The sequence below is a fragment of the Sphingomonas sp. TF3 genome, from assembly GCF_003985085.1.
In the GTDB taxonomy this organism is placed as follows: Bacteria; Pseudomonadota; Alphaproteobacteria; order Sphingomonadales; family Sphingomonadaceae; genus Sphingomonas.
This window is the reverse complement of record NZ_RWKS01000047.1, coordinates 1-11,183: the sequence shown is the minus strand read 5'-3', so window position 1 is coordinate 11,183 and position 11,183 is coordinate 1. Positions and strand designations below refer to the sequence as shown.

General features: G+C 60.0%; 9 protein-coding genes and 1 pseudogene. 1 reads left to right on the top strand and 9 read right to left on the bottom strand.

Translation table 11 applies throughout. The features are described 5' to 3' along the window. Positions 1–65: 65 nt before the first annotated feature. The 4 genes from EJC47_RS20250 to EJC47_RS20235 all read right to left on the bottom strand — a co-directional run bounded on the left by EJC47_RS20250 (position 66) and on the right by EJC47_RS20235 (position 5,782). Complete coding sequence (locus EJC47_RS20250; RefSeq protein ID WP_198356567.1) at positions 66–1,193, bottom strand: isopenicillin N synthase family dioxygenase; 1,128 nt, start codon at positions 1,191–1,193, stop codon at positions 66–68. Continuing rightward, on the bottom strand, positions 1,190–2,044 hold the full coding sequence (locus tag EJC47_RS20245; RefSeq protein ID WP_124811530.1) for a phosphodiesterase: 855 nt from the start codon (positions 2,042–2,044) through the stop codon (positions 1,190–1,192). The genes EJC47_RS20250 and EJC47_RS20245 overlap by 4 nt, the downstream gene beginning before the upstream one ends. Before the next feature lie 14 nt (positions 2,045–2,058). After that, the gene (locus EJC47_RS20240; protein ID WP_126849516.1) at positions 2,059–3,195 is read right to left on the bottom strand and encodes a cobalamin-independent methionine synthase II family protein; all 1,137 of its coding nucleotides are present in this window, start codon (positions 3,193–3,195) and stop codon (positions 2,059–2,061) included. 184 nt (positions 3,196–3,379) lie between these two features. After that, positions 3,380–5,782, bottom strand: a complete 2,403-nt coding sequence (locus EJC47_RS20235) for a TonB-dependent receptor (RefSeq protein ID WP_185867744.1) — start codon at positions 5,780–5,782, stop codon at positions 3,380–3,382. Positions 5,783–6,084: 302 nt separating this feature from the next. Between EJC47_RS20235 and EJC47_RS20230 the strand changes: the two genes are divergently transcribed. Continuing rightward, entirely contained in the window at positions 6,085–6,657 is a 573-nt protein-coding gene (locus tag EJC47_RS20230; RefSeq protein WP_171007696.1) for a GntR family transcriptional regulator, read from the top strand. Here EJC47_RS20230 and EJC47_RS20225 read toward each other — a convergent pair. The 5 genes and pseudogenes from EJC47_RS20225 to EJC47_RS20210 all read right to left on the bottom strand — a co-directional run. Then, positions 6,641–7,570: a hypothetical protein gene (locus tag EJC47_RS20225; RefSeq protein WP_185867743.1), complete on the bottom strand. Its 930-nt coding sequence runs from the start codon at positions 7,568–7,570 to the stop codon at positions 6,641–6,643. The genes EJC47_RS20230 and EJC47_RS20225 overlap by 17 nt on opposite strands. Next, complete coding sequence (locus EJC47_RS20220; protein ID WP_198356570.1) at positions 7,563–8,123, bottom strand: hypothetical protein; 561 nt, start codon at positions 8,121–8,123, stop codon at positions 7,563–7,565. Before EJC47_RS20220 ends, EJC47_RS20225 begins: the two co-directional genes overlap by 8 nt. 461 nt (positions 8,124–8,584) lie before the next feature. Beyond that, a pseudogene (locus tag EJC47_RS20215) lies at positions 8,585–8,908 on the bottom strand (TIGR02391 family protein); the annotation flags it as partial. Beyond that, positions 8,893–9,054: a hypothetical protein gene (locus EJC47_RS21135; protein ID WP_171007697.1), complete on the bottom strand. Its 162-nt coding sequence runs from the start codon at positions 9,052–9,054 to the stop codon at positions 8,893–8,895. The pseudogene EJC47_RS20215 and the gene EJC47_RS21135, both read right to left, overlap by 16 nt. A 49-nt stretch (positions 9,055–9,103) precedes the next feature. After that, positions 9,104–11,183 (bottom strand): hypothetical protein (locus EJC47_RS20210; protein ID WP_185867742.1); only part of this gene is annotated, 2,080 nt, incomplete at its 5' end.

The window sequence follows — 11,183 nt, the reverse complement described above, 5'->3', positions numbered from 1 at the left end:
TAGGGAGACAACTTGCATTCAGCGTCTCTGCGAATGCAAACGAAAGCGTGATTGAACCTAGATGTCTAGACATCATTAACCCCATGGGTTTGCGTTGCCTTAGCGCTTGTGGCGGCATCGGGATCGATCAGGTCACCGTAATGGGCCCGCGCAACATCGGGATGCGAACGGATACGCGACTTCAGGTGGTTCTCACCGACGCTGCGGAACAGCGGGTTGGCCGGGTCAGAGCTCACGCCGCGGGCGACCGCCTTGAGTTCGGGCGGGAGGTCGATGAGAGGGATATGTCCTTCGTGGCTGGCACCAAGAAAGAACGGGATGGAGTACCGAACGATTCCGGAAGGCGGTGTCACCGCTGCATGGACGTCTGCGCGCACGAAACCATCCGTTGCAAGCTCGAGCAATTCCCCGGTGTTCACGACAAAGGTGCCCGGGATCGGTGGTGCTTCGACCCAGCTGCCATCCTGGCGCTGGACACGGAGACCCTCGGTGCTGTCCTGGAGCAGGATCGTCACGAGACCGCCGTCCTTGTGCGCCCCGACGCCCTGTTCAGAGCGGGCCACATCACGGCCGGGATAGCGAACGATCTTCAGGTGCTGACGCGGAGCCGATTTGTAGAGCGGCTCGAAAGCACCTTCCGGTTGCCCGAGAGCAAGTGCGATGGCTTTCAGCAAATCGATCGCGACGCGGGTCACTTCGGCCTGGTACGTCGTGATGATCGGCTTCAGGCTGGGCATTGCCGAGGGCCACTGGTTAGGGCCAATCGTCCGCTTCCATGCGGGCGTGTCCGGACCAATCTCGGCGAAGTCCTCCTCGCGGTCGAAATCGACCTGCTCGCGCCAATCCTGTCGGCCGCCGGTCAGTTCACCGCCGATACGGGTGTAGCCGCGGAATTGGGCCGATTTGACGATGTCGATTTCGAGCTTGGCCTCGCGCGGCAAGGCAAAGAACATCCTCGATGCCGTCAGGGCCTGCGAGATGAGGTCGGGCCTGACGCCGTGACCACGAAGATAGAAAAAGCCATGATCGAAAAGGATCTCGCGCAATTCGCCGACCAGCTGCTGACGGTCCTCCTGGCTGCCATACAGGAGTGACAGATCAAGGAAGGGCAACTGGCTCGTCGACACAGCTTCCGCCGACGTGAACTCGTTGGTGCGCTGGAGCACCGGATCGGGGAGTTGGGTGACAGTCACTGGGCGTTGTCCGTGATGCGGGTCTCGCGCGGCGCCATACGAACGACCTGCTGCTCCACGGGGAGGTCTGGATCGTACATGTACTTCGGGCTGGCATCGAGAAAGTCGTGGGTGTGAACGATGACGGCTCCGCCTTGCAGGAATGCGATGGCATAGGCCGGCGGCTCCATGCTGCAGGGGATGCCGCGCTCGATGGTGAAGTCGAGCCAGAGTTGGTGGTTGAGGCCGCGCAGGGTAGTGAAGGGAATGCCGCGCCAGCTCCCTGCGATCGGCCGGTGCACGTGGCCGAAGAAGATGTGCCGGATATCGTGTCCTTCAAGCACCTTTGCAAAGGCGTCCGGATCCTCGAGCATGATCTCGTCGACCGCGCGCAGGTTCACGGGCAGCGGATGGTGATGCATGAACAGGTAGCATGGACGACCCGCTGCCTCTTCAAGCCGCGCCTTCAGCCATGCCTGTCGCTTTGCGCAATAGGCGCCTGCGTGCCCGGTCGCCTTCTTGGTGTCGAGGAACAGGAGGCGCCCGGCGTCGGTGTCGATGAAAGACTGAACGAAACCATCTGCGTCGGTTGGCTCTTCGGGAAACACCTGGAGAAACTCGTCACGGGCGTCGTGATTGCCGATAACCAGGCGGACGGGCACCGGCAGCGCTTCTAGCGCTTCTCGCAGGCGGATGTATGCGCCGTGCTCGCCATGATGGGCCAGGTCGCCGGTAATGACACACAAGTCGGCATCAGCGTGGTTGGCAGCGATATCGGCGATGCAGGCCTCAAGCCGCACGCCGGGATCGTTTTCGAACAGACTTCGCCCTTTGGGAACAAGGTGCAAATCCGTAATCTGGATGATTTTCATCTTACGGGTCTCGCTCAGCGCCACAGGCGGCGCGAGGCGATCTCGGCGCCCTGAACCATCGCTTCGAGCTTACGCCAGCCAATTGCCGGATCGACGGCATGGAAGGAGGCGAAGCTTGCAAACCCGCAGTCTGTACCGGCGATCACGCGTTCGCGGCCCACCAGATTGGCGTATTGCTCGATACGCTGCGCCACCACTTCCGGGTGCTCGATATAGTTCGTGCAGGTGTCGATGACGCCAGGCACGATCACCTTGTCCTCGGGAAGCGGCGTCTCCTTGAACAGGCTCCATTCGTGGGAATGGCGCGGGTTGGCCGCTTCGAGCAGGATCGCCATCGGCTTGGCGGTCACGATCAGGTCGAAGATTTCGTGCAGGTCGATGTCGTGGTGGTGGGGCGATTCGTAGTTACCCCAGCACAAGTGCAGACGCAGACGGTCGGCCGGAATGTCGCGCAGGGCGTGGTTGAGCACTTCGACGTGAAGTGCGACTTCCTTACGGAAGTCCGCGACTTCCATCGGCTGCGCGCGGAAATGCCGGCCAAGCGCGAGTTCGGGACAGTCGATCTGAAGGAGAAGGCCGGAGGCGACGATGGCGTCGTACTCCCGCTTCATCGTGTCTGCGAGCGCGTAGAGGTATTCCTCCTGCGTCGCGTAAAACTTATTGGGCATGTAATGCGCCATGATGCCTGGCGAAGAGGCATTCATGAACGCGTCCTCAACCGCGACGCCTTCAAGCGCGGCCTTCAGGTTGTTGATGTCGGACGCGACATGCTCATCGCCATGATAGGAGAGCGGGCCGACGCAGGCCGGGGTCTTGATTTCCATCACGATCTTGCTGGCGAACTCGGGGAATTCGGTGAGCTCGGACAGGGCCAGCGGGTGATCGACGCCGGTGAGGCCGGTCATGCGGTCACGCGCATAAGTTGCATAGGCGTATTTGCTCATCTCGCCGTCGTCGACGATGGAGATGCCAAGATCGGCCTGCCGCTTCACCACGTCGCGAACCGCAGTCGTGATTTCATCGGGCATCGCGTCAAGCGATGCGGCGTCGAGTTCGCCGCGTTCGCGTGCCAGCAGCTTGGCTTCCAGGCTTGCCGGACGCGGCAAGCTGCCAACATGGGTGGTGAGAATGCGATCGGTGCTGATCTTCATGTCATACTCCTGAGCATTTTGCAGACCTGTTCCTGAGCAACCCGGCAGGTCTTCGCGCTTGTGCGCTCACTGTGAACGTTTTGATCGACCAGCGCCCATTGCGAGATCATGCTTAGCAAATCTGGGCGGCAATCGGGTTAAGAGGTCGGATCGACAAGCGCCGATCCGACCGTGATTATTGAACTTAGAACCGCTTCGATGCCGACATGCCGATCGTGCGGGGCCGGAAGGTGGTGTCAGTGAAGAGATCCGATCCCACCAGGTCCTGGTAGCGGCCAAGTGCCGGATGGGCGTTCAGCGCGTTGGTCATGAAGAGCGCGATATCGACGTTCTGCCAGTTCACGCCTGCACGCAGGTTGAGCTGGTTAGTCGCCGGGTTTGCCGGGATGTCGGGCTTGTAGAGCACCGGCGATGCCGGGTTCTGCGAGTTGAACGGTCCCGGATTACGGCTGTGGAAGACATCTTCTGCACGCAGATAGCCATCGATGTCGCCGGGCAGGACGAAGGTATATTCCGCGGTGGCGCGCAGGTCCCAGGGCGAATTGACCCAGGGCGGTGAGCCGATGACATCGCCCTTGGTGTTCAGGATGACGCCGTACTGCTCGATCGTCTCCTTCATGCGGGTGCCCGTGTAGCTGGCGGACACGCCCAGCTTGAACGCGTCGGTCACCTTGGCATTGAGGGTGAGATTGAAGCCGTTGACCTCAGCCTTGCCGGCGTTGGTCGTGTAGGTGTAGCCGCAGGTCGGGATATAGACACCCTGCTGGATGTCGTTCCAGTCGATATGGAAGGCGTTGGCGTCCACGCCCAGACGGCCGCCGAACAGCTTGCCCTTCAGACCGGCTTCGTAGCTCCAGACCGAATCCGCCTTGAAGGAGGCCGGCTGCGAGGGAACCGGGCAGCCAACGCCGCCCTCTTCGGTCTGCAGCGGGATCGGGATGTTGGTGCCGCCGACGCGGTAGCCCTTGCCGGCCGATGCATAGAGCATGAGGTTCGGGCTGGCATGATAGGTCACGCCCACCTTGGGGGTGAATGGCTTCTCGTGGTTCTTGCCGCTCGAAACCGGGAACAGGCCGCCGGTCCAGTAGCCGCTCTGCTCCTGGTAGAAGCTCGATTTGGTGCTCGCGATACGAGCGCCTGCCGTCAGCGTCAGGCCCTTGACCACTTCCCAATCGACCTGACCGAAACCTGCGATCTGCTTGTCGTAGGAGTAGAGGCTGCCGGTGAACTCGGACACGTAGGGATCCATGCCGAGGTAGGCTGAATAATACGGGTCGATCGAAACGTGGGTGTCGTGCTGGGTGCTGTCGGAGTAGAATGCACCAACGGTCCACTTTAGCGCAGCATCCGGGTTCGAGGAGGAAAGACGCACTTCCTGCGTGAACTGGTGCAGCGAGGTGGTGACATCCTTCCAGGCCGCGTCGGTTTGGCGCGCGGGATAGGCGAGGCCCATCGGGTTGCCATAACCGACAGTTAGCGCGCCATAGAAGCTGGTGATGTCAGCGAGCACGCTGCCCTTGCGGTCGAGGTACGAGCTGACCGAGGTCAACGTAACACCGCCTAAATCGGCTCTGAGCTTCAGCGAGGGAAGCACGAACTGATCTTGGTTAGGCTGACGCAGAAGACGCCCGTTCTTGAACTTGCCTTCGCTCGGATCGGAAAGGTACTCGTAGTACGAAGCGCTGTCGTTCGTATTGACCTTCTGGAAGTAGATCGACGGCGTGATCTTCAGCCACTCCGTCGGTGCTGCTGTCACTGCAGCGCGAAGCGCATAGGAGTCGGAGAAATTCGAGTTCGCCTGCACGGTCTTCAGGTTGAACGGATCGACCCGGTCGATGTAACCGCCGTCGTGGCGATACCAACCGCTGACCCGGAACCCGAGCTTGTCATTGACAATGGGCCCGCCGAGCGCGGCGCCGGCTTCGTAGCTTGGGCTGCCGCCCTGCGTGAACGAGAGCTCGGTACGCGCCATACCCGTGTAATGATCGAGACCGGGCTCAGGGCTGATGAAGCGCAGCGCACCGCCTTCTGCGCCTGCGCCAAACAGCGTGCCCTGGGGGCCGCGGTCGACTTCGACGTGATCCACATCGAACATCAGGGGCAGAGGATTGCCGAAGCCCGAAATCCACGTGGCACGCGCCTGGATCGGGGTATCGTCGATATAGATACCGGTCGTGGAGTGACCGACGGACGAGTTGATGCCCCGGATGGCGATGTTGGTCAGCGCACCGCCGCCATAGTATCCGGCCGACTTGTCGAACTGGACGCCCGGCGTCATCTGGGCGAGGTCGGACACGCTGCGGATGGCTGATTTTTCCAGCGCTTCGGGATTGTAGGCCTCGACGCTGATAGGCACCTTCGAGATCTCTTCACGGCGCTTGGTTGCCGTCACGACGATATCGGAGCCATCGCTGTCAGCGGCGGCTTCGTCTGCGATGGCTGGCTGAGCGCAAATGCCAAGAGCCACGATGCAGGCCGCGCCAAGGAGGCTGGCGCGACGGGCGCCGAAAACTCGTTCGGATGAATAGTGCGACTTATTTGTGGTGGAGTCGTAGCGCTCCAGCAATTCGGTTGCGGAAACAGTCATTTGAACCCTCGTGAAATCCATGTTTGAACCGATTGGTCCGCGCAGCTGACCGTGCCCCCGGCCCGCCCCGGCCTGCGCGCCGGGACATCCCTGAAACATTCGAATGTCCCGCTAGTGTTGGATTATGATAGTTTCACGACATGGGGAAAAATTCATCCGAATGATTTGACGATCGCAGGTCAGACGTTCGCAAAAGTCCGCAGATTTCCGCGAGTTTTACCAGCCAACCTTCGACGAACAACTAAAGGTCCGTGATCGATGTCGGATTTAACATTCGAATGATATCGTGCTACGAACGGATCATGAATCATCCGAATGATGCGGCACCTCGGAATTCCGGGTGGCAGACGATCCGCGACGCCATCTCGACAGAAATCCAGAATGGCGTGCTCAAGCCTGGCGCCAAGCTACCGACGGAGCCTGAGCTCTGCTCCCTGTTTGGGGCGACGCGGTATGCTGTTCGAAGGGCTGTGGAAGCACTCGCTGTCGACGGCAAGCTACGTGTCGAGCAAGGACGCGGGACGTTTGTCGAATCAGCGTCAAAGCTGAATTATCGTGTCGGGCGCCGAGCGCGGTTTCGTCAGAATCTTTTGTCTGAAGGCGTGGAACCGGACGGAGAGATCCTCTCGGACGAAATTGTCCCGGCATCACCAGCAATCGCCCAGGCCCTCGAACTGACAGAGGGGGCTCCGGTTCATCGGGTACTTCAGCGCAGCCTGGCAGATGGCGTGCCCATCAGCCTGGGTCACACGTATGTGTCTGCCCTTAGGTTTCCTGAATGGCCGCGTTATGTGCGCCAAGGCATGTCGATGAGCGATGCCTATCGCGCTTACGAAGTTGTCGATTATTTCCGCGGATCTACAAGCGTCCATTAAGGTAGCCGGTCCTGACGGCCTTGAGGTGATTGATCCAGAGGAAGGGACGCGACTGCGCCTGCGAGTGCAGCCACCCAGACCATGCCTCCGAATTAGCTCCAGACGGCGCCGGTATTCTTACAAGCATTGCTTCCTGGACCCCGTCGATGAGACGGCTGAGGAGCGAGGCAAGGTGGTGCGGGCCCGCGAACTGGAAGTGGGCTGCCCCTCCTACTCCATGGCTGATATCGACGATGGTGGCCTCGGAAAGACGGATGACGCGTTCAAGTCGTCCGCGGATGTCGATGTCGAGTTCCGCTTGGCCCCGTGCCTCATGCCCGAGTGCCTGTACTACTCGGGCACATTCCCGAAGTAACAGATCGGCGGCAACTTCACGGCTGTCGTCCTGGACGATGCGATCCTCGTCAAGATTTCGTTCAACCAGTGGGCCAAGGTTGCCAGTCGCAAGTTCGCGGATGCTGAGAATCAACGACCGTCGGACGGCGCGAGGCTCGCCTCTCGCTCTGAGCTGACCGGCAACTTCGGCTGCGTCGGCGGCGCGATCAGCTATGAGAAAGAGGAGCGTCGCGGAGATTGTCGAGCTAATTGTGTCGCTCGATACCACCGTTAGCCGGCGAGTCCCGGATTCGCGGATGCGGCCGAGCACCTGATGGGCGCTTGCCGCGACGAACGCAGCTGCCCGCGTCTGCTCGGGGCGCAAGTCGAGCGCAACGTATGCCTCGAAAGTCGAGGCGAGGCGTCTGACCCGATCAATCACCTCGCTTGCGGCGCCCGGCTCTCCTTCTCTGGCCAGCAGGCGTATCGTCGACAGTTCGATGTGGGCGGCGGTGAGAAGTTCATCCAATGCCTCAGGGTCCAAGCCTGGCAGATCCGGCGCCTGCCTCAGGAGCGCGCGCGAGCTAGAGTCAAACATCGGTGATCTCCACCACCTTGGCAGCTACCTCGTCAGCAAGAAGAGCAAGCCCTTTTCGAACCTCATCGAACGCTAACACTCCGGCGGATCGGGACGATTTCGCGCCACCCGCTACGGCTTTGAAGCCAGCGACGATGTGCTGGAACTCACCATCCTTGCGTTGGTTTTCTCCTGTTGCCACCGCGACCCTGAACTCCCGTGCCCCTTCCCAGAACACCTCATCAACTGCGGTCTCGGCGTCGATCCCCGGCACGCTCTTGAGAAGCGTCACGAGGTCGGCAAGGATCTCGTCGTCACGTTCACCGCGCAGGATCGCTTCAATATCGGTCCAAACTTTCGAGGTGATCAGACCGCGTGGCGATTTCGAGGCCTTGTCCTCGCACAGCACGATCCGGACGATTTCTTCGCCGTCATCGTCCAAATCCACAATGAACCCGTCAAATCCCTTGTCAGCCTGCCGCACTTGTGGCGCCGTCATGTATCCGTTCGGAACGGCCATCCTCGCTGCGACCCAGGACACATGCTGGAACAGCAAGCCGTCGCGATGGATCATCGAGATATGCATCCTTTTTTTCGCGGATTCCTTCTCCTTGTCTGTCCCGTTTCGAAATAGTTCGACATCCTCAGCATGTGGCGCCGTAAGTTTCCGCACGACATTCTGTGCGACCCTACCCTTTGGAGCCCGTCGTCGCGGTTCGAGAGCGCCAATGACGCGCATCGCATTTTCCTCCTGCCTCAAATACAGGTAGGCGACTATCTCGACGAGTTTGTGCCGGTTTTTCGTGGTTATCGACCATTCAGAAAAAAGGCACTCCGGCGTTTGGGAGGTCTTAATCTTTAGAGGCATTCTGATGACTTCCGTGCCGGTTCTTGAAAGTAGTGGTGTATCGAGCTTCCAACCCAAATCCACCAGTCACATGTTGCCTGCGCGCTGCGCCATCCTCGCGGATCGCCGCCGGTGACGGCTGCTCCAGTCGGTTAGGCCGTAACGAGAATAGGAACGCACCGAAGCCATCAAGGGCAGGGCGGCCTATGCGCGACGTCAAGCCGGCGATGGATTAGAGAAACAATCGTCACCAGATCCTCGGCATCGTCTTTCGTCATAGTCCAGTGGATGCGAGCTTCATGGGCAGTGGGATTGCGGAACATGCCGAATGCTCCTTTTACGAGATTTGCAAAGCCGCTCTGTTCGCTCTTCTCGCTCACCGTAGAACCCGCGTTGATCGTGATGCGCGGGGCATCGCCGCCAAGCGACTTGTCGACCAAGTCACTGCCGTCATCGGTGAGTCCCGAAAGTCGGCGCATTTTGTCCGCTACGCTCTTCACAGCTTCCTGCGCGGAATGAGAATAATTGTCGGCGAGAAGCTCAACCCGGCAGAAGGCAAGAACATCGGGATGGCCGGCTCAAACCTGCTACGCAGCGGATGATCGAGCGGCAGTTCACGATTATGCACGACGGCAAGCATCCGTTCGCCGATATGCATCGCTTCTTCCTTCGCAACTGGGGCCTAGCCTGATCAAGACAGCCAATTGCTAGGCGGATCCCAGCGTGCGAAGAGGAAGCAGGCCGGAACTGAGAGAATGCGAGTTGGCCGCGCCGAGCACCTCTGAAAGTTTGGGCTCGATCACGCCGCGCCGAATGCCCGGCTGCACCACGATCATTTGAAACGTTGCCGGGCGTGCTCGAGCAAAAGTCTTGAGAACCTCTTCGTCGCCGCGAACGAACTCGGCCATGCCGCTCTTGTTCTTGTGGCGGTTGGAAAGCCGTTTGACGAGGCGCGCGATATCGCACCAGATGTAACCTTTGACCGCCTGTCCGCACACTTCGTAGACATCGGCGACTCTGTTGCCCGGGCTGGGGCCCGACGAGCCCTTGCAATGATAAAAGCGAACATCGACACCGCCATCGTCGCGTAGCTTGAATGCCACGAAATCGGCCGTCTCGCCGCTGCCATGGTCCCAATAGACGACGTCATCGCTTCCACCCGCCAGAACCTGGCGCAGGTGACCCTGGATCGACGTGGCAAGACCAACTCCCGCCGCGTACTCCACCTTGATATCGACGCCGGCGGCGTTCCAGTCGAGCGTGTCGACCAGGTCGGCGCTGTAGAGCTCGAAGCCTCCAGCCGGCGGCGGATAATGTTCCTCGCCATCAAGCCGCGACCAGTCGTCGAGCGTAAAGGCGACCGGGTCATCGTTCAAATAGTCTGCCAGATCGACATCATGACGCTGCCAGTCGAGAACCACCCGTGGCTGGACATCGTCGAGATAGCCGAACAGGGGGCCGCCGCCTTCAAGCCTGAAAATCAGGTTTGTCGCCACGAGATCATTGGCAAGGCAAATGGCGATATGATGATCGCCCCAGCCTGTGACGTCGAGAGAGAATTCGGTCAGCGGCACGGAATGGTGGGCGCCGGAAGTATCTTGGAAAATCGCCTGCGGCGGCTCTATGTAGATATCGTTGGACCAGATCGCGAACAGCGGCCTGCCGGGGATTTTCCGCACCGTTTCACCGGTCTGGAGCATATCGAGCTTGCTGCCAGTTACCGCCGCCTTCTTGTCATTGATCTTGCGGGCGAGTGTCCGGCACCATCCCAGTAGCTCGGGCAGACTGAGCGTTCTGTTGCTCCAGATCTTCGACGAACTGCTGAGGCCGATCGTCAATCGCTCCTCGCCATCGTAGGCGCTGCCGAAACAATGCCCGCGATCATAGAGACGCGCGTCTTCGTTCCGGATGGCCTCATCGGCATGGGATCCGGCCATTATGCGGTAGGACTCCGCGAGACTGGCTGCCTGCCGCTTCTTCATACCGACCTGGAAGAAGCGCGGATCGCCAAGCTCCTTCAGCGCGCGGCTCACATGGCTGAGCGGAAGGATGCGAGGATCATACCCGGTCAAGTTTCGTGCCAGCGTGCGGTAATAGCCATCGGCGCGTTTCGACGCACAGATGAACAGGAGATTCGCCGCTTCGTCGTAGTAAAATACGAAGATGTCGAACCGAACGTCGAGCAGCCGATCGTCGCTAGCCCATCGCACACCGGTGACTTGCCGGGTGATGTGCACGCTCGCGCGCTGACTGTCGCTCGTCCAGGAAAAGACCGTTTCCCGGTCGCCTCCAAAATTCATGGGCGTTGCTAGATCCGGGGCTTCCCGCAATCGATAGATCTTGACGTGCGCGTACAAGGACAATCCGTAGAGCGAAAGGTCCGCGAGGTCCGGGACGCTCGTTTGCGGCTCGAACGCCTCAAGCGTTTCTCGCACGTCCACTTCGCGGCGAATTCGCGCCTCGCTCAGATTGGGAATGATCTCGGCCCAAACGGCGCCCTCGGCATACAATTGCCGCGCTTCGACTTGAATGGCTGACATCGGAGCGAGGAAGGTTGCACTGCCTAGTCGCTCGCCGACGGTCCGGGCGAAACGACCGATAAATTGAAGTGTCACCGCCAGCGAGCGATGCGGTGCATGGACCGCGGCAATCTTCAGCCGCGGCATGTCGAACCCTTCTCCCATCATATTGACGCAGATAATGCCATCGAGCTCGCCGGTATCCAGCTTGGCCAAAACACGGCGAACATGCGCGAGTGATTGGTCACCCGTCACCAGTTTCAATCTT

Bases quoted from the DNA above. Each gene is read 5' to 3' on its own strand.
- EJC47_RS20240 (WP_126849516.1), bottom strand. From the start codon at position 3,195: ATGAAGATCAGCACCGATCGCATTCTCACCACCCATGTTGGCAGCTTG.
- EJC47_RS20235 (WP_185867744.1), bottom strand. From the start codon at position 5,782: ATGACTGTTTCCGCAACCGAATTGCTGGAGCGCTACGACTCCACCACA.
- EJC47_RS20225 (WP_185867743.1), bottom strand. From the start codon at position 7,570: ATGTTTGACTCTAGCTCGCGCGCGCTCCTGAGGCAGGCGCCGGATCTG.
- EJC47_RS21135 (WP_171007697.1), bottom strand. From the start codon at position 9,054: ATGCATATCGGCGAACGGATGCTTGCCGTCGTGCATAATCGTGAACTG.
- EJC47_RS20230 (WP_171007696.1), top strand. From the start codon at position 6,085: ATGAATCATCCGAATGATGCGGCACCTCGGAATTCCGGGTGGCAGACG.
- EJC47_RS20220 (WP_198356570.1), bottom strand. From the start codon at position 8,123: ATGATCCATCGCGACGGCTTGCTGTTCCAGCATGTGTCCTGGGTCGCA.
- EJC47_RS20245 (WP_124811530.1), bottom strand. From the start codon at position 2,044: ATGAAAATCATCCAGATTACGGATTTGCACCTTGTTCCCAAAGGGCGA.